Source organism: Anaeromassilibacillus sp. An172, assembly GCF_002160515.1.
GTDB classification, from domain to species: domain Bacteria; phylum Bacillota; class Clostridia; order Oscillospirales; family Acutalibacteraceae; genus Limousia; species Limousia pullorum.
On the sequence record NZ_NFKS01000008.1, the window covers coordinates 78,830 to 97,678 of the forward strand.

At 42.5% G+C, this 18,849-nt stretch carries 17 protein-coding genes and 1 pseudogene; 10 read left to right on the forward strand and 8 right to left on the reverse strand.

The genetic code is table 11. The features are described 5' to 3' along the window. Positions 1–28: 28 nt before the first annotated feature. Both greA and B5F08_RS05510 read right to left on the reverse strand, forming a co-directional pair. Positions 29–502 (reverse strand): transcription elongation factor GreA, encoded by a 474-nt coding sequence (greA, locus tag B5F08_RS05505; RefSeq protein WP_087377181.1) that lies wholly within the window; start codon positions 500–502, stop codon positions 29–31. A 360-nt stretch (positions 503–862) separates the two neighbouring features. Beyond that, the gene (locus B5F08_RS05510) at positions 863–1,828 is read right to left on the reverse strand and encodes a calcium/sodium antiporter (RefSeq protein ID WP_158096229.1); all 966 of its coding nucleotides are present in this window, start codon (positions 1,826–1,828) and stop codon (positions 863–865) included. Positions 1,829–2,113: 285 nt separating this feature from the next. Between B5F08_RS05510 and B5F08_RS05515 the strand changes: the two genes are divergently transcribed. From B5F08_RS05515 to B5F08_RS05530, 4 genes and pseudogenes are all read left to right on the forward strand, one after another. Next, a complete protein-coding gene (locus B5F08_RS05515) occupies positions 2,114–3,199 on the forward strand; it encodes a PucR family transcriptional regulator (RefSeq protein ID WP_087377185.1) in 1,086 nt (361 codons plus the stop codon). 250 nt (positions 3,200–3,449) lie between these two features. Next, positions 3,450–4,127: pseudogene (gene ftsE / locus B5F08_RS05520) on the forward strand (cell division ATP-binding protein FtsE); the annotation flags it as partial. Between the two features lie 168 nt (positions 4,128–4,295). Then, positions 4,296–5,186, forward strand: coding sequence for a permease-like cell division protein FtsX (gene ftsX / locus B5F08_RS05525; protein ID WP_087377189.1), 891 nt, complete (start codon positions 4,296–4,298; stop codon positions 5,184–5,186). An 80-nt stretch (positions 5,187–5,266) separates the two neighbouring features. Next, positions 5,267–6,097 carry a hypothetical protein gene (locus B5F08_RS05530; protein WP_087377191.1) on the forward strand — a complete coding sequence of 277 codons (831 nt, stop codon included), beginning with the start codon at positions 5,267–5,269 and terminating at the stop codon, positions 6,095–6,097. A gap of 465 nt (positions 6,098–6,562) precedes the next feature. On the opposite strand, the gene B5F08_RS05535 is transcribed toward B5F08_RS05530, so the two are convergent. Further along, positions 6,563–6,745 carry a hypothetical protein gene (locus B5F08_RS05535; protein WP_087377193.1) on the reverse strand — a complete coding sequence of 61 codons (183 nt, stop codon included), beginning with the start codon at positions 6,743–6,745 and terminating at the stop codon, positions 6,563–6,565. Between the two features lie 115 nt (positions 6,746–6,860). On the opposite strand from B5F08_RS05535, the gene trmL reads away from it, so the two are divergent. The 4 genes from trmL (at position 6,861) to gpmI (ending at position 11,183) form a co-directional block, all read left to right on the forward strand. Further along, the gene (gene trmL, locus B5F08_RS05540) at positions 6,861–7,373 is read left to right on the forward strand and encodes a tRNA (uridine(34)/cytosine(34)/5-carboxymethylaminomethyluridine(34)-2'-O)-methyltransferase TrmL (RefSeq protein ID WP_087377195.1); all 513 of its coding nucleotides are present in this window, start codon (positions 6,861–6,863) and stop codon (positions 7,371–7,373) included. Positions 7,374–7,526: 153 nt separating this feature from the next. After that, entirely contained in the window at positions 7,527–8,738 is a 1,212-nt protein-coding gene (locus B5F08_RS05545; protein ID WP_087377197.1) for a phosphoglycerate kinase, read from the forward strand. A gap of 111 nt (positions 8,739–8,849) precedes the next feature. Further along, positions 8,850–9,617, forward strand: a complete 768-nt coding sequence (tpiA, locus tag B5F08_RS05550) for a triose-phosphate isomerase (protein WP_087377199.1) — start codon at positions 8,850–8,852, stop codon at positions 9,615–9,617. Between the two features lie 54 nt (positions 9,618–9,671). Further along, the gene (gene gpmI / locus B5F08_RS05555; protein WP_087377201.1) at positions 9,672–11,183 is read left to right on the forward strand and encodes a 2,3-bisphosphoglycerate-independent phosphoglycerate mutase; all 1,512 of its coding nucleotides are present in this window, start codon (positions 9,672–9,674) and stop codon (positions 11,181–11,183) included. 492 nt (positions 11,184–11,675) lie between these two features. Here gpmI and B5F08_RS05560 read toward each other — a convergent pair whose 3' ends face one another. The 4 genes from B5F08_RS05560 to B5F08_RS05575 all read right to left on the reverse strand — a co-directional run bounded on the left by B5F08_RS05560 (position 11,676) and on the right by B5F08_RS05575 (position 16,909). Continuing rightward, positions 11,676–13,745 (reverse strand): elongation factor G, encoded by a 2,070-nt coding sequence (locus tag B5F08_RS05560; protein ID WP_087377203.1) that lies wholly within the window; start codon positions 13,743–13,745, stop codon positions 11,676–11,678. 239 nt (positions 13,746–13,984) lie between these two features. After that, the gene (gene ilvD / locus B5F08_RS05565; RefSeq protein WP_087377205.1) at positions 13,985–15,640 is read right to left on the reverse strand and encodes a dihydroxy-acid dehydratase; all 1,656 of its coding nucleotides are present in this window, start codon (positions 15,638–15,640) and stop codon (positions 13,985–13,987) included. Positions 15,641–16,047: 407 nt separating this feature from the next. Then, positions 16,048–16,425 carry a hypothetical protein gene (locus B5F08_RS05570; RefSeq protein ID WP_087377207.1) on the reverse strand — a complete coding sequence of 126 codons (378 nt, stop codon included), beginning with the start codon at positions 16,423–16,425 and terminating at the stop codon, positions 16,048–16,050. 25 nt (positions 16,426–16,450) lie between these two features. Next, positions 16,451–16,909 (reverse strand): S-ribosylhomocysteine lyase, encoded by a 459-nt coding sequence (locus B5F08_RS05575; RefSeq protein WP_087377209.1) that lies wholly within the window; start codon positions 16,907–16,909, stop codon positions 16,451–16,453. A 143-nt stretch (positions 16,910–17,052) separates the two neighbouring features. Here B5F08_RS05575 and B5F08_RS05580 point away from each other — a divergent pair, with 143 nt between their 5' ends. Next, positions 17,053–17,364 (forward strand): hypothetical protein, encoded by a 312-nt coding sequence (locus B5F08_RS05580; RefSeq protein WP_087377211.1) that lies wholly within the window; start codon positions 17,053–17,055, stop codon positions 17,362–17,364. Between the two features lie 201 nt (positions 17,365–17,565). Next, entirely contained in the window at positions 17,566–18,099 is a 534-nt protein-coding gene (locus B5F08_RS05585; RefSeq protein ID WP_087377213.1) for a DUF6512 family protein, read from the forward strand. On the opposite strand, the gene B5F08_RS05590 is transcribed toward B5F08_RS05585, so the two are convergent. Beyond that, positions 18,096–18,845 carry a cohesin domain-containing protein gene (locus B5F08_RS05590; RefSeq protein WP_087377215.1) on the reverse strand — a complete coding sequence of 250 codons (750 nt, stop codon included), beginning with the start codon at positions 18,843–18,845 and terminating at the stop codon, positions 18,096–18,098. The genes B5F08_RS05585 and B5F08_RS05590 overlap by 4 nt on opposite strands. Between the last annotated feature and the right edge of the window lie 4 nt (positions 18,846–18,849).

An 18,849-nucleotide genomic window follows, 5' to 3' on the forward strand; every position in this document is an offset into this window, starting at 1 on the left:
GCGACCTGTGCGGCCGCCAAAACTGAAATTATTTTGAAATTTCCAATATCTTGAAAGATACTGTTCCAACCGGAATTTCAATTTCAACAACATCGCCCTGCTTAAATCCCAAAAGACCCTTGCCGATTGGTGATTCGTCGGAAATCTTGCCTTCCATTGGGTTTGCTTCGTTTGAACCTACAATTCTGTAAGAAGCAATTGTTCCGGATTTAAGGTTCTCAAGGCGCACGCTTGAACCTACGTGTACGTGCTCGTTGTTTATTTCACTTTCGTCGATAATAACCGCATTTTTCAGGTCAGCCTCGATTGTTGCAATTCTTGCTTCGAGAATAGCCTGCTCGTTTTTAGCGTCGTCGTATTCGCTGTTTTCTGAAAGGTCACCGAATGAACGGGCAACCTTAATTTTTTCGGCAATCTCTTTTCGTTTTTCGCCTTTTAAAAATTCAAGCTCTTCTTCAAGTTTTCTGAGACCTTCTTCTGTCAGCATTACAGATTTCTGCATAACTTTTCCGTCCTTTCAGGTTTCCTTTTTCTTATGATATAACAGCGCTTTTAAATCACTGCATATATTCTCTATTATATTCATATTAACCCCTTGTGTCAAGAATTTTTATTTTATTATTACGTTCTTAGGATGATAGTTTTTGAATAAATAAAGCAGATATATCGTTTGTTGTGTTATGTAAAAGAAAGAGAAACTCAACCGAGAGCGAACCATTCCCAAAACTAAGGAAAACGTCTCGCCCGCCTTGAAACGACGTTGATTTCTAAGACAAACCTCTGCAAGGCGGAAATAAAAAAAGCGGAAATAAAAAAAGCGGAAATAAAAAAAGCGGAAATAAAAAAAGCGGAAATAAAAAAATTATAAAAACATCATGTATATAGCGTAGAGGGCGATTGCAAGGAAGCCCTGAGAACGGGAGAAGCGTCTGTTTCTGAAAACCGGGATAAATACGGCGAGGGTGATGAGAGCCAAAAATGGCAGGTCGATTAAGAGGGTGCTTTTTGAGATTTTTAAGGTTCCGCCGCAGATTATGGAACAGACAGGCATTATAAGTGTAAGGTCTATGATGTTTGCGCCCATTATGTTGCCGATTGACAGAGAGCTTTGCTTTTTGGCAATGGCTGTAACAGTGGTCACAAGCTCGGGAAGAGAAGTGCCGATTGCCACGGCGGTAAGACTTATAATTCTGCGGTCTACCATGAAAATTTTGTCGGCTATAAGGGTTCCGTTCTCCACTAAAAGATTTGAGCCTATGACAATTCCGGCAGTTCCCACAACAAAGTAGACGATGTGACGAACTATGTCACGGCGTGAAACTGCAATGCGCATGTCTTGGGCGGAAATCTGACCTTGGGAAACGCTTTGTTTTGCGTCGTGAAGGTTCTGAATTATGAAAATAGCAAAAATTATGAACATTCCCACAGTGCCCACAATGTTGAGTTTTCCTGTAAGGGAGAATATGGCAAGGAAAAATATTGAGCCCATGAGGATTATGGCTTTGGGTGCAAACCTTTGGAGGTTTACGGCATGGGGGAGAAAAATAATGCTTAAAGCCATTATAAGTCCCGTGTTTGCGGTGACAGAACCCACGGCGTTGCCGACAGCCATTTGATTGTTGCCCTGGGCTGAGGCTATGGCGGATACCATAAGTTCCGGCAAAGTTGTAGCTAAACTCACTATTGTTGCGCCGATTACAAACTGAGGGATACCGGAGATTTTGGCAATCCAGGCGGAAGCCTCTACAAAAAGGTCGCCGCCCTTTATTATTGCAAGCAGACCGAAAATAAAAAGTCCGAAAACCATTATGGTTTCAAAAGTTGACATGTACATCCCTTCTTTCATTGAATGTATATGCGCAGGGCGGGAATTTATAACATTGAAATCCCGCAGTTTTCTTTTATGGAAAATTGAAAAGAATTATAATTCCGGCAGAAAAATTTAGAAATTATAAAGGAGAAAAAACAAAAAATAAAGGTTGATTTTTTTAAAAAAATTGTGTAAAATGTATATGTAACAAAAAAATGGAAAGCCGGGTCTTTTTGACGGTTTTCTGTTATTTTCCGTAGGTCGGGAAAGTGGCAAGATTATAGAGAAGCGGAGGATATTAAAATGTCAAACAGACTTTTTCAAGGTATAATTCATCAGATGGGAGATACAATCGACAGAACTATCGGCGTTGTTGACGAAACATCGGTTGTCATTGCATGTTCCGAGCTGGGCAGAATAGGCGAGGTTGTCAATAATTTTAATTCGGAGTCACTCAGCACAACTGCACCTTTTGTAATAAACGGTCATACCTTTAAGTCTTTCGGCAATAACGGAAGAAACGAGTATGCTGTTTTTGTTTCCGGAAACGACGAGCTGGCTCAGAAATATGCTCAGGTTCTCGCCATTTCACTTTCAAGTGTTAAGCAGTATTATGACGAGAAATACGACAGAGGCAATTTCATTAAAAACGTAATTTTGGACAACGTGCTCCCAGGCGACATCTATCTTAAAGCAAGAGAGCTGCGTTTCAACAGCGAGGTTTCAAGAGTTTGTATTCTTATTAAAATACTTACAAAGACAGATATTTCCGCTTTTGACGTTATTCAAAATCTTTTCCCGGACAAGAACAAGGACTTCGTTATCAATATCAACGAAACAGATATCGTTCTTGTAAAGGAAATCAAGCCTGACATCGACAGCAAGGATTTGGAAAAGCTTGCAAGCTCAATTGTAGATACACTCACAAGCGAATTCTACACAAGATGTGTTGTTGGTATCGGTACAACAGTTACAGGTATCAAGAACTTGGCTCATTCCTTTAAGGAAGCACAGGTTGCAATCGAGGTAGGAAAGGTATTTGATACAGAGCGCACAATCGTTACTTACGATAATCTGGGTATTGCAAGACTTGTTTATCAGCTTCCTACAACTCTCTGCGAGATGTTCCTCAAAGAGGTGTTTAAGAAAGGCTCTATCGAAAGCCTTGACCAGGAAACACTGTTTACAATTCAGAAGTTCTTTGAAAACAACCTGAATGTTTCAGAAACATCAAGAAAGCTGTTCGTACACAGAAATACACTTGTATACAGACTTGAGAAAATCAAGAAGCTTACAGGTCTTGACCTTCGTGAGTTCGAGGACGCTATTGTGTTCAAGGTAGCTCTTATGGTTAAAAAGTACCTGACAGCTAATCCTACAAAGTACTGATAACTGAATATTTTGCAGCCGGCACTCTTTAGTGAGTGCCGGCTATTTTGTCTTTGCGGAAAAATTAAAAAAATATCACTTTTTTAAACTAACATATTACCATAACCTAGCAATTATTCGCTTTTAGTTGACAATTATGACAGAATAGTATATATTAACCCTAAAGGTTACAGTTTTGAAACCAATGTTTCAATTTTTAACAAATAAAATGTTTTCTCTTTTGAGAAATGAGAAAAAGGAAGATGTGTAAATGATAGAATTCATTAACGTGTCCAAAACTTTCCCGGAGGGAAACCATGCCGTGGAAAATATAAATCTAAAAATAGAAGACGGAGAGTTTGTGTTTATTGTAGGCCCGTCGGGAGCAGGCAAAAGCACAATGCTCAAGCTTATCATGCGTGAGGAAACCCCGAGCGAAGGTAAAGTTATTGTAAACGGCAGAGACCTTACCAAAATGAGAAGAAGCCAGGTTCCTTATCTCAGAAGAACAATGGGAATTGTTTTTCAGGATTTCCGACTGATTGATAAAATGACCGTCTTTGAAAATGTGGCTTTCGCCATGAGAGTTACAGGAACAAAACAAAGCGTTATCAAAAAAAGAGTTCCCTATGTTTTAAAGCTTGTCGGTCTTGAGAGAATGGGCACACGTCACCCCAGCGAGCTTTCTGGCGGTGAACAGCAGAGAGTGAGCCTTGCCAGAGCCTTGGCAAACGAGCCTTCACTTATTATCGCCGACGAACCTACAGGAAATGTGGATCCGAAACGCTCTTACGAAATTATGAACCTTTTGAAAGAGGTAAATAAAATGGGAACAACAGTCCTTGTTGTAACCCATGAGCATAACCTTGTAACAAAGTTTAACGGACGTGTTATAAAGATGAAAAGAGGTAAGATTGTTAAGGACACAGCCGAAGAGTATTACAAGGAAAGGAATAAAAAGGAAAGAGAGTCTGAGGACAGATTTGCAGGCTTTGATGAAATTTCCGAAAACAAAACTGAAACAACATACTCTGATAATTACGACGAAATACACGAGAGAGTGAACAGATTGATTAAGGATATAGAAAACGAAAACTGATTAAAAGCAGGTGAATATATGTACTTTTTAAAAGAGGGTTTTAAAAATATGGCCCATAACAGAATGATGACGCTGGCGTCAATAGGCGTTCTCATTGCGGGAATGCTTCTTACAGGTACAGCGGCTTTGTTCTCCATGAATGTAAAGCTTATGGTGGAAGAGGTTGGGGACTCCAACGTCACAACGGTTTACCTGGATGAATCTATCACTGCCGAAGCTGACGCAATGGCAATAGGGGACGAGCTTAGTAAACTTGGGAATGTGCTTACGGTGGATTTTTATTCCCGTGACGACGCAATAGAGGAATACAGAGAAGAACTGGGCGAAGAGATTTTTGCCAACATGCAGGGAGAGAATAACCCTCTGCCTCACGCATTTAAAGTCACTTTCAATGACCTTTCAAAATACGACGAAACGGTACAGCAGATAATGGCAATCGAAGGCGTTGACTCTGTGGGAAACACAAGAGATGTGGCAAACAAGCTGACAAGCCTTAACGAAACAATAACAAACCTCAGTATTTGGATAGTTATTGCACTGGCTGTGATTTCACTGTTTATAATTTCAAATACAATAAGAATGTCAATGTTCTCAAGAAGATTTGAAATAAGCATAATGAAATCCGTGGGAGCTACAAACCACTTTGTCAGAGTTCCCTTTATAATCGAGGGTATGATGATTGGTTTGATTTCCGGAATAATAGCCTCCGGGGCAATGTACTTTATCTATGATATTTTGGTATCTGCCATAAACAGCATATTTGTTTTCAATACTATTCCGTTTATGAGCGTGTTTGTTTACGTTGCTGTTGGATTTATTGTTGCAGGTATGGCTATAGGAGTAATCGGCGGCGCTATTTCAATAAGAAAGCACCTTAAAAAAGAGGGCAAAGAGGTTTTAAACTGGTAATCTTTAATTAAACACATAACACGGGTCACTCCGGCATAATAATTTGTTATCAAACATTTTGTTGTGTCGGGGTGATTTTTTTGTTTACGTTTATAAGCTTTGAAGAAAAAGAGAAAAAGACTTTTCCCTTTGCTTTTGGAAAAGGCAGTGTTGCGGAAACCTATACGGAGTCGGGAGGAATTACAGCTAAAAAGATAACCTGCGTTATTAAAAACGGCAGAATAAACCGTGAGAAGCTTTTGAAAAAGCTGGACGGGGAAAAGCTTGTGGTCTGCGACAGAGAAAGAAAAAGTTTGCTTCCAGCCGGTGTGAGATGCTTTTCGGATAGAAAGCTCAGGGAAAGGCTATGCGGAAATTTCGCCGTTGCCGCCGCCCAGAGAATGAGCAGGGAAAACACTAATGTTAAAATCGGACTTTTTGACCCGGACGGGGAAAACAGCGACCTGCCGGCTTTTCTTTTGGACTGCACAAGAAATCTCACAGTGGTTACATATGCTCCGGAAATTTATTCACCGTGCGCTGATATGATGCTGGAGGAAAAAGGAGCGGTTTTTTCTTTGTCATCAAATATTACCGATTTGGAAAACTGTGACTTTGTAATAGCCCTTGAGCCTATACGTGAGAAAATATATCCAAAGGGTAACTGCGTAATTATAAGCAGTGATAAACCATCGGTTCCTTTGCAGTGTCAGTGCTATTGGGATTATTCAGTGGATGTTCCAGAGCAGTATAAAAAGCTCAGACCCAAAGATGTGCCGGAAATAACATTCTGCGGCGCACTGTTTGAACTGTGCGGTGTGTACGAGCTTGGCTCTCAGATTCCACTGGTTTGCAGAAATAGCACCACCGCCCATACCGCCGCCTCAATGGGAACCTATTGTGCAAATATAGAGTCCTGTAATTCGGTTTGAGTTTTATTTTTCTTTTATGTAATTATCAACGGCGAATGATAAAAATAATGACGTTTACGGAGAGGATGTTGAATAATAAACCCAACCTAAAACATATTTTGAAAATGTGGAATTGGTTCATCTGTCGGTGAATTTAATCGTTATAAAATAACTTATTTTTAACAGAACTCTCACTGCGACCGGGCGGATATGATAATCCGCCCCTACGAATTGATTGTTACATAAAAATACATATAATAACAACCGTGGTTTAAAAAATAAAGAACCACGGTTGTTATTTGTTTTTATTTAAATTTAACCTCAATGTGAGCGAGCCATTCCAAGTCGCTTAAACCAAACGTCTCGCCCGACCTGTGCAGAACCTTACGTTCAGATTAAATCTTTGCAGGTCGGAAATAAAAGATTCGCCCGACGGAAAACGTGAGCTAATTTCAAGCTTAACCTATCCCCGTCGGATATAAAAAACTATTTGAGCATATATTGGGCGGTGTCCAGGAGATTTTCCATGGTTTGAACGGCTTTTGAAGCCTTTTTCTTGATTTGATTTCCGTTTTTGTCCATCATTTTTTTGCCGATATAGCCAACAGCCATCCCCGTCATAAGACCTGCGGAAACGCCTTTAACTACATTCATTGTACTTTTCTGCATTTTAAATTACCTCCGAGAAAAAATATATTTGTAATTTCTTTTTAAAATCAACTGTGCAAGAATTGTCTTGCAATTATATTCTATCCGTTTTACAATAAGATAGAGGTGATAATTTTTGGCAGAATTAAATATAGTGCTTGTTGAACCGGAAATTCCCCAGAATACGGGAAATATAGCAAGAACCTGCGCCGCAACAGGTGCAAGACTTCATCTTGTTGAACCAATGGGATTTAAGGTTGATGATAAAAAGCTTAAAAGAGCAGGACTTGATTACTGGCATTTGCTGGATATAACCTATTACAGCAGCCTTGATGATTTTCTGGAAAAAACAAAGGGAGGAAAATATTTCCTTTTTACAACAAAAGCCTTGAATAGACATTCAGATGTGGAATACCCGGACGGTGCGTATCTGATTTTCGGAAAGGAAACAGCGGGACTTCCGGAGGAATTTATTATGCAGTATCCGGAAAACGCCGTGAGAATTCCAATGATAGACGAGGCGAGAAGCCTTAATCTTTCAAACGCAGTGGCTATAGGAGTTTATGAAACTCTGAGACAGTGGGATTATCCGGAGCTTTTGTGTAAAGGCGAGCTTCACCGCCATAAATGGAGTGAGGCGGGATTGTAATTATTGCAGTTATTTGATAAAAAATCGGCTTTTAACAATGTGAATTTATGCAATAACTCTTGATAAAAATGCCCGAATGTTATATAATGTAGGTGTATGTAAGGTCCGTTAAAATATCCGGACAATTTTAAAATTGGAAAGGAAGTTTTTGAAATGAATTTAAACAAAGTTACTGTTGACGACATTAACGTTGCAGGTAAAAAAGTTCTTGTACGCTGCGATTTCAACGTACCACTTAAGGACGGCGTTATCACAAACGATAACAGAATTACAGCCGCTCTCCCAACAATCAAGAAGCTTATCAATGATGGCGGAAAGGTTATCCTTTGCTCCCACCTTGGCAAGCCAAAGAACGGACCTGAGGCTAAATTCTCCCTCGCTCCAGTAGCAGTTAGACTTTCTGAGCTCCTCGGCAAAGAGGTTGTATTTGCTGACGACGATACAGTTGTAGGCGAAAACGCAAAGAAGGCTGTTGCAGAGATGAAGGACGGCGACGTTGTTCTTCTCCAGAACACACGTTTTAGAAAAGAAGAGACAAAGAATCTTGAGCCATTCAGCTCTGAGCTTGCTTCTCTTGCAGATGTATTTGTAATGGACGCTTTCGGCAGCGCACACCGTGCTCACTGCTCAACAGCCGGTGTTACAGATCATATTAAGGATACAGCAGTTGGCTACCTCATGCAGAAGGAAATCAACTACCTTGGAAACGCTGTTGAAACTCCTGTTAGACCATTCGTTGCTATCCTCGGCGGCGCAAAGGTTGCTGACAAGCTCAACGTTATCTCCAACCTCCTGGAGAAGTGCGACACACTCATCATCGGCGGCGGTATGGCTTACACATTCCTCAAGGCTAAGGGCTATGAGGTTGGTACATCTTTGGTTGACGATACAAAGATTGACTACTGCAAAGAGATGATTCAGAAGGCTGCTGACCTCGGCAAGCAGCTCCTGCTCCCAATCGATACAACAATCACAAAGGATTTCCCAGATCCAATCGATGCTCCTATCGAGGTTACAGTTGTTGATTCCGACAAGATTCCAGCTGACATGATGGGTCTTGACATCGGCACAAAGACAGCAGAGCTTTATGCAGACGCTGTTAAGAGCGCAAAGACAGTTGTTTGGAACGGACCTATGGGCGTATTCGAGAACCCAATTCTTGCAAAGGGTACAATCGCAGTTGCTCAGTCTCTTGCTGACACAGACGCTACAACAATCATCGGCGGCGGCGACTCCGCAGCAGCAGTTATCCAGCTTGGATTTGCTGACAAGATGTCCCACATCTCAACAGGCGGCGGCGCATCTCTTGAGTACCTCGAGGGCAAGGTTCTCCCAGGTATCGCAGTTATCGCTGACAAGAAATAATTTGACAATTTAAAACCATTAAAACGGGGGCGGACATTGTTCGCCCCTATGTTGAATAATGTTATTAACCAAATAAAGATAAAATTTAAAACATGAAAGGATGTTTTTCAGATGAACAAGCAGAAAAGAAGAGCAATTATCGCAGGTAACTGGAAAATGAATAAAACTCCCGCAGAGGCTAAAGAGCTTTTGAACGCTGTTACACCTCTCGTTAAGGACGCTGACTGCGAAGTTATCGCTTGCGTTCCTTTTGTTGACCTCAGCGTAGCTTTGGAAGCAACAGCCGGCACAAACGTAAAAATCGGTGCAGAGAACTGCCACTGGGCAGAGTCCGGCGCATTCACAGGCGAGATTTCCGCTAAGATGCTCAAGGCTATGGGTATTGAGTATGTTATCATCGGTCACAGCGAGCGCAGACAGTACTTCGGTGAGACAGACGTAACAGTTAACAAGAGAGTTAGAGCTGCTCTTGACGCAGGTCTTACAGTTATCCTTTGCGTAGGCGAGCTCAAGGAAGAGCGTGAGCAGGGCATCACAGCTGAATTGGTTGCTCTTCAGACAAAGGTTGCTCTCGGCGGCGTTTCAGCTGAGGAACTCAAGAGAATCGTTATCGCTTACGAGCCGGTATGGGCTATCGGCACAGGTCTTACAGCTACTGCTGACCAGGCTGACGAAGTTTGCGGCATCATCAGAAACGTACTTGCTGACCTTTACGGCGCAGAGGCTGCTGAGGCTACAACAATCCAGTACGGCGGTTCTATGAACGACGGCAACGCAGACGAGCTTTTGAGCAAAGAGCATGTTGACGGCGGTCTTATCGGCGGCGCTTCCCTGGTTGCAGAGAAGTTTGCAGCTATCGTTAAGGCAGCTTCAAAATAATTCTTGAATTATAGAAATAAATTTTCGATAAATTCTTGAAAGGACTACTATAAAATGAAAAAACCTTTAATTTTAATGATTCTTGACGGCTTCGGCATTGCAGGAGACAAGGGCAACGCTATCAAAGCCGCCAATAAGCCAAATATCGACAGACTTTTCTCATCTAACCCTGTTACACAGATAGGCGCTTCCGGTATGGACGTTGGTCTTCCTGACGGACAGATGGGAAACAGTGAGGTTGGTCACACAAATATCGGCGCAGGCCGTGTTGTTTATCAGGAGCTTACAAGAATTACAAAGTCTATCCAGGACGGCGATTTCTTCCAGAACGAAGCTCTCTGCAACGCTATCGACAACGCAGTTAAGAACGGAACAGCTCTCCACATTATGGGACTTCTTTCAGACGGCGGCGTTCACAGTCACAACACACACCTTTACGGTATTCTTGAGCTTGCAAAGAAGAAGGGCCTTGAAAAGGTTTATGTTCACGCATTCCTTGACGGACGTGACGTTCCTCCTTCAAGCGGCAAGGACTATGTAGCAGCCTGCGTTGAAGAAATGAAGAAAATCGGCGTTGGACAGATTGCTACAGTAATGGGCAGATACTACGCAATGGACAGAGATAACCGCTGGGAGAGAGTTGTAAAGGCTTACTCCGCAATGGTTTACGGCGAAGGCGTTAAGTGCGCAGACCCTGTAGAGGCAGTAGCTATTTCCTATGCTGAGGGCGTAACCGACGAGTTTGTTGTTCCTACAGTTATCGACGGAGCAGCACCAATCGGTGCCGGCGACAGCATGATTTTCTACAACTTCAGACCTGACAGAGCAAGAGAAATCACACGTACATTTGTTGACCCTGATTTCAGCGGCTTTGAGAGAAAGAAAGGCTTCTTCCCTCTTACATACGTTTGCATGACCCAGTACGACGCTACAATGCCTAACGTACAGGTTGCATTCAAGCCACAGAGCCTTGACAATACATTCGGCGAGTACATCTCCAACAAGGGTCTTACACAGCTGAGAATTGCCGAGACAGAGAAGTATGCTCATGTAACATTCTTCTTCAACGGCGGCGTTGAAAAGACCTATGAGAACGAGGACAGAATTCTTGTTGCTTCTCCAAAGGTTGCAACCTATGACCTCCAGCCGGAGATGAGCGCATACGAAGTTGCTGACAAGTGCGCAGAAGCTATCAAGAGCGGCAAGTATGACGTTATTATTCTCAACTTTGCTAACTGCGACATGGTTGGACACACAGGCGTGTTTGACGCAGCTGTAAAGGCTGTAGAAGCAGTTGACGCATGTGTTGGCAAGGTAACAGACGCTATTGCAGAGATGGGCGGCGTTTCCCTTATCACAGCAGACCACGGAAATGCTGACAAGATGTTTGAGGATGACGGTTCACCGTTCACAGCTCACACAACAAATCCTGTACCTTTCTGCGTAATCGGCTACCCATGCCAGCTCCGTGAGGGCGGTAAGCTTGCTGACATCGCTCCAACAATGCTCCAGATCCTCGGTCTCGAGCAGCCGGAAGAAATGACCGGCACCTCCCTTATTTTATAACCGACCTGCAAAGGTTATTTTTGGAAATAAACATCATCACAGGTCGGGCGAAACCTTCTGTTTAGTTTTCAGAATGGCTCGCTCACATAAGAGTTTTACATAAAAACAATTTACCCACATGGTTTGGTTTTTTACTTTACCATGTGGGTATTTTTTATATCCTCCCTTTGCGGGTCGAAAATAAAAATAAATAAAACTTAACTGTGAGTGAACCACTCCAAAGACTGCGGAAAAGGTTTCGCCCGCCTTGAAATGAACTTAACTTTTAAACTAAACCCTTGCAAGGCGGAAATAAAATAAAAAACTTAACTGTGAGCGAGCCATTCCAAAGACTGCGGGAAACGTCTCGCCCGCCGTGAAACGACGTTAATTTCTTAAAATAACCTTTGCACGGCGGACAAAAAAATAACCGGACAGCGGGAGCTGTCCGGTTGTAGTTTAAAGATACATACATCTTCTTGTAATCGTTATTTATTTTATCTGCAAGCTAAATTATACATTACCCTCATTTTTAGCGTTTTCGATAATTTTCTGAGCTATGTTTGCAGGTGCGTCCTCATAGCGTGTAAATTCAAATGTGAAGCTGCCTCTGCCCTGAGTTACCTGACGGATATATGTGGAGAAGTCGTGCATTTCTGCCATTGGAACTTCAGCCTCAACAACCTGCATGCCGTCTTCACCTGGTGTCATGCCAAGCACTCTACCCCTGCGCTTGGTTACTTCGCCCATGATGTCGCCCATGTTGTTGTCAGGAACCATAGCTTTAAGAGAACCGATAGGCTCCAAAAGTGTTGGATTTGCCTGTGGCATACCGTTTTTGTAAGCTATTGCAGCAGCCATCTTAAAGGACATTTCAGAGGAGTCAACCGGATGATAAGAACCGTCGTAAAGTGTGGCTTTAAGTCCAACTACAGGATATCCTGCGAGAGGTCCTTTCTGGATAGCGTCTCTAAGTCCCTTTTCAACAGCAGGGAAGAAGCCCTTAGGAACTGCGCCGCCTACAACTCTCTCTGCGAATTCCAAATCGTCGCAGTCGCATGGCTCGAACTCAATCCAAACATCACCGAACTGACCGTGACCGCCGGACTGCTTCTTATGACGTCCCTGTACGGAAACTTTCTTGCGGATTGTTTCTCTGTAGGCAATCTTTGGTTCTTTGAGAACAACGTCAACATTGTATTTATTTTTAAGTTTTGAAACTATAACATCAAGATGCTGTTCACCCATACCGGAAATAATCATTTCGTGGGTTTCTGTGTTCATGCCGAACTTGATTGTTGGGTCTTCTTCTGCAAGCTTTGCAAGACCTGCGGCGACTTTCTCTTCCTCGCCCTTGGTCTTTGGATATATAGCCATTGTGTATGTTGGGTTTGGATATGTAATTCCGTCAAGCACAACCTTTCTTGTAGGTGCGCAAAGTGTATCGCCTGTAATTGTGTTCTGAAGCTTTGGAATTGCGCCGATGTCGCCTGCGCCTACATAGGAAGCATCCTCCTGCTTCTTTCCTCTTACTATGAGAACCTTTGTAATTCTCTCCTGGTTGCCTGTGCGCATGTTGATAAGAGGAGTATCTGTGGAAATTTTTCCGGAAATAACCTTGAAATATGAAAGCTTACCAACGAATGGGTCAGCAACTGTCTTGAACACGATAGCAGCAGCTGCGCCGTTTTCGTTTACGGAAATCTCAACAGGGTCGCCGTTTGTGTCTACGCCAAACTCTGAACCCTTGTCGGCAGCGCTTGGAGCAAGCCATGTAAGGCTGTCAAGAAGCTGGTTGATACCGAATGTGTTCTGAGCGTCGCCGCAGAATACAGGAAGGATAGAACCGTCCTTAACACCCTGGCTAACGCCGAGAATGATTTCCTCAGGTGTAAACTCTTCGCCCATGATGAACTTGTCGAGAAGCTCCTCGGAAGTTTCTGCAACGGCTTCCTTGATAGCAACACGCAGACCCTCAAGTCTGTCGCCCATATCAGGCATATCTGTCTGGCTCATTTTTCCGTTCTCATATTTATAAGCCTTGTATTCAAAAAGGTTAACATAAACGTTTGCTTTTCCGTCCTGAATGTAAGGAACTATAACAGGGCAAACTGCAGGGCCGAAAGTGCTCTTGAGAGTTTCAAAAACTCTGTAGAAACGTGCGCTTTCGTCGCAAAGACCGTTTACAAAGAACATTTTTGTAAGTCCCATTTTATCGGCAAGCTTAACGGCTTTTTCTGTTCCTACGTCAACGCCGTTTTTACCGGAAACAACTATCAAAGCTGAGTCGGCTGCACGCATACCCTCTCTTACTCCGCCCTCAAAGTCAAAGAGACCGGGAGTGTCGATTATGTTTATCTTTGTGTTTTTCCATTCGATAGGCGCAACAGCCGTAATAACGGAAACCTTTCTCTTTATTTCTTCCGGGTCATAGTCAAGCACAGTGTTGCCGTCTGCAATCTTGCCGATTCTGTCGGAAAGACCTGCAAGGTAAATCATGGACTCAGCCACTGATGTTTTTCCTGCACCGCTATGACCTGCAAGTGCAATATTGAGAATTTTTTTTGCGTCGTACTGTTTCAATTACATTATCTCCCTTCATAACTTAGTTTGGCTATATGTCAAATTTCGTTAATTTTTTACAATTAGTTTCATAACGATGGTTTGATTATAGCACATTTATATAAATGATTGCAAGTAGAATTTTGTATAATTTTACTATAAATAAAAAAATTCACCCCTTTACCAATTAGCAAAGAGGTGAATTGTGCAATTTCACTAATTTTTATTCAATTTTTTTCTATATGCAACTTATACAAATATTACTTTTCAAAGACTGCGCCTTTTGCTCCTGATGTTACAAGGCTTGCATATCTCTTGATATATCCGGAAAGTTCTTTCTTCGGAGCTGTCCAGGTTTTCTTTCTTTCCTCAAGCTCTTGAGCTGAAACATTCAGCTCAAGTCTGCCGTTGTTGATGTCAACGGTAATCCGGTCGCCGTCCTTAATAAGGGCGATTGTGCCACCTGCGGCAGCCTCAGGAGAAACGTGGCCGATTGCAGCGCCTCTTGTTGCGCCGCTGAAACGTCCGTCTGTGATAAGAGCTACGTCCTTGTCAAGTCCCATGCCGGCAAGAGCTGAGGTAGGTGCAAGCATCTCTCTCATGCCAGGGCCGCCCTTAGGGCCTTCGTATCTGATAACAACAACGTCGCCCTTGTTGATTTTGCCGCCCAGGATTGCCTCGGAAGCTGCCTCCTCGCTGTCAAAGCAGCGGGCAGGGCCTGTGTGGAACATCATTTCCGGAGCAACTGCGCCCTGTTTAACAACTGCGCCTTCTTCGGCGATGTTGCCCTTGAGAACTGCAATTCCGCCGTCAGGTCTTACAGGTTTGTCTATAGGCTTAATAATCTCGCCGTCTGCGCCCTTGGAATCCTTAATTCTGTCGCCTACAGTTCCGCTTACTGTAAGGCAGTCTGTGTGGATAAGATTTTTCTTTGAAAGCTCTTTCATTACTGCAGGAATACCGCCTACATTGTCAAGGTCTGTAATGAAAATCTTGCCTGCCGGATTGAGCTTTGCAATCTGAGGAGTTGTCTTGCTTATCTCATCTATAAGCTCAAGGTCAACAGGAACGCCCATTTCATAGGCAACAGCGGTCAAATGGAGAACGGAGTTTGTACTGCATCCCATAGCCATTTCACATCTCAAAGCATTTTCAAATGCGTCCTTAGTGAGAATGTCGGAAGGTCTGATATTGGCTTTTAAAAGCTCCATAGCTCTTTCGCCTGCTTCCTTTGCAAGGCGGCGGCGTGCTGACATTACAGCCGGGATTGTTCCGTTTCCCGGAAGTCCCAGACCGATTGCCTCTGTAAGGCAGTTCATGGAGTTTGCTGTGTACATACCTGAGCAGGAACCGCAGGTTGGACATGCAGCGTTTTCAAGCTCTGTAAGCTCTTTTTCGTCAATCTTTCCGACTGCAAAGCTTCCTACAGCTTCAAACATTTCGGAAAGTCCGTATCTCTCGCCTTTGTGCTGTCCAGGCATCATAGGGCCGCCGCTTACGAATACGCAAGGCAGATTAAGACGGCAGGCAGCAAGGAGCATACCCGGTACAATCTTGTCACAGTTTGGTATAAATACAACCGCATCAAGTGGATGAGCGGTAAGCATAATCTCTATAGAATCGGCAATAAGCTCTCTTGAACACAAGGAATACTTCATGCCCTTATGGTTCATAGCAAGACCGTCGCAGACGCCGATAGTTCCAAACTCAAAAGGAACACCGCCGGCGTTTCTGATACCCGCCTTAACGCAGTCGGCAATCTCGTCCAAGTGCTTGTGTCCCGGAATGTAGTCGCTCTGAGCGTTTACAACGGCTACAAAGGGTCTTTTCATCTCGCTTTCAGTAATACCCATAGCCTTTAAAAGAGAACGGTGAGGCGCTCTTGTAGGGCCGGATTTCATCAAATCACTTCTCATCTTTCTAATCCTCCCTTAATTTCAATTTACGCCGCAGAAAACTCGGGTTTTCTGCGGCGAAGAAATTTAAAGTAAACAAGCCAAAGGCTTCTTTAAAAAAGAATTATATCACAACCTCACCCCATTATCAAGTTTTTTATTTCCGCCTTGCAAAGGTTTGGCTTAAAAATAAAGTTCGTTTCAAGGCGGGCGAGACTTTTGTTTCCGCCTTGCGGAACTTTGTTTTAGAAATAAACATCGTTTCAAGGCGGGGTGAAAACTTTTGCTTAGTTTTCGGAATGGTTCACTTTCGGTGAGATTGTTTTATTGTTCTTTTATAGAATTAATGTCGTAGGGGCGGATTATATTTTTTATTTAACGGCATAACACATCCGATGTCACATCTTTTATAAACGATGGTTTTTTTATTATTCATTTATAGAATTATTTGATTCTGTGGAATGTTCTGTTTTTCCCTTATCCAAATCCGGAAAATCTATTACTGAGATACATTCCCAGGGGATTGTTTTATAGCTTATGGCTTCCCAGCCGTGTCTTTCAATAAGTCTGAAGTCATCGGGCAAATCTATCTGCAAAAGAATCAAGTCCTCTTTATAATAAACATGTGTTATGTAGTTCATCCAATTATTCATGGCGTATACTACCTCGTCTAGGTCTTTAAAAAGATATACTGCGGACCTTTCTTCCATCATCATTTCGGAGAGAAATCCGTACTGGGGTTCAAGGCCGTATTCCTCTATTGATTTTAAATTCCTGCATGATGTAACGTGATAAAATCTGCCCATAATAACCGTCCTTTCTATGATTTAATTAAAGGGGATATTTTAAATCCTCGGTTGTAAGGTCTTTTATTATTCCGTAGTACCACAGAAGCTTATCTTTAGCGTCCTTAGGGTCGTGTTCAAGGTAGTTGCCGCATTCCACAGCGGTGCTTCCGGGGATTTCACCCTCATGTTCCATGCATTCTTTTATTGTGTTCTTGATAAGCTGTAAGGCTGTTTTCTCGTCGGTATCTTTTATGAGAAAATAAAAACCTGTGCGGCATCCCATAGGGCCGAAATAAACAACCTTATCCTTGAGAGCGCTGTTTCTCACATAGGTTGCGAAAAGGTGCTCTATTGTGTGCATTGTGGGGTTTGGAAGATATGGGGGAGTGTTTGGCTTAATGAAGCGCAGGTCATAGGTGGTTATGTCACCGTCAATTCTTGAAACATATACTCCCGGAACCAATGTGTCGTGATTTATACAAAAGCTTGCAATTCTGTCCATAAAGATTTCTCCTTTGTTTTATTTGTTACATAGATATAATACCACAGAAATAATAAAGTGCAAATAATTTTAAAAAACTCCTTGAATATTGTCGGCTAAAAATGTATAATGAACTCAGACTTGTTTGTGGAGGGCGTGAGAAAATGGAGAAGAAACCCGTTAAGAAAAAGCGTTCAAAAAATGCCCTGCTGTCAAGAATTGACCATTGCAAGACAATCAGCGAACTGTTTGACGTGATAAAAGAAGAGGGGATAGTTGTTAGGATGCAGTGCCTTCCCGGAGCATCAAATATCCCGCCTAAAAAGAGCAACACAGGTTACGGAACACGTCAGACTGAATTCCTTGAAAGATTGAAAAGGTCGGTTATGATGCAGATAGAGGATTCTATGCCGGATAAAAAAGACGGAAAGCCGGAAATTGTCAACGGCAGAAGAAGAAGCGTGGGAATTGACTAAACGGTTTCTGTTTTGATTATGATAACCCGATTTTGTATCAGTCGGGTTTTTATTATTTTCTGAAACAATTAAACATTGCAAAAAATAAAACGTCGGTTTTTTCCGGCGTTTTGTTTTTATAAAGCGACCCTATTCGATAATATTTTCATCAGGTATGTCATATACTTTCAGAGTAATAAACTATAGAAAGAAGGAGCCTGATTGAAAGAGTTAAAAAAATATTCATGGATTGCAGCCGCAGTCACTTCGGTTATGGGAACCCTGTTTCACTTTGTCTATGAGTTTTCGGGAAATAATAACTTTGTGGGAATGTTTGCCGCAGTAAACGAAAGCACATGGGAGCATTTAAAACTGCTGTTAACCCCTGCGTTTTTGGTTGGGATTGTGGAGTGGTTTATTTACGGGAAAAATTATAAAAACTTTTTCCCAGCGCTTTTTATTTCCATCCTTGCGGGAATGTTCGCCATAACCGCCGCTTTTTACACCTATACGGGAATAATAGGTCAAAACTTTATGATAGCGGACATAGCCACATTTTTTATAGGTGTTTTTGTAACATATTATCTGCGCTATAAAATAATCAAAAGCGGAAAGCTCTCATCGGATAAATGGGTGTTTATTTCTCTGGCAGGTTTTGCAATTTTGTTTGTGTTTACCGCCTATGCATCATTTAATCCGCCTCAGATAAACCTGTTCAAAGACCCTCTCACAGGGACATACGGAACAAGTTTTTAAGAGTCCTTGTCAGTGTCCTCGGACTTCTTTGCTTCCTTGTCTGACTGCGCTTTTTTAACTCCCATTTTGTAGCTGGTGAAGATTATCAAAACCACAGCGGCTGTAACCAATGCGCCGCACAAAGCCCAAAAGGCAGGATTGTCGGACTGAAAGCTGAAAAAGTCCTGTAAGCCCGATTGGTTTTCTGTAGTCTTTTCCACGGTGGGAGTTTTGCCATCATCGTCCTTTATAACCGACACTTTTCCCGATGAGGAAGAGGAGGTTTTGGAGGCGGTTTTTGATGTGGAGGTAACGCCCGTTGAGGTTACTGAAATCTCACAGTCGTTGTTGTTTACAAATTCCAGCGGCGAATTTCCGGTGGAGAGAATTTCGGAATAATAGGCGGTAATGTCGGAGCTGCCCTCCTGTAAAACCTTGAATTTAAGGGTCAAAACATGTTCATCAGAGGGAACATCGTTCATGTAAATAACGCCGATGTTTCCGTTTTCGTCGTTGCTGTAAACCTTGCCGCCGTTTGAAGAAATGCTTTTAAGCTGTAGGTATGCGGGATTATAACCGTATTCAGCCTGAAATGCTCCAACAGATGAACTGGGTTTTATAACAACATCAACCCTAATTTCTGACTTTGTGCTGGTTGTGTCAAACTCAAGATAAGCCTGCACAGCTTCCTCGGCTTTTGCAGTAAAGCCAAAGGTGAAAAGAATAAGAAAAAGACAAACAAAAGATTTTGTGAATTTTATTTTCACAAGG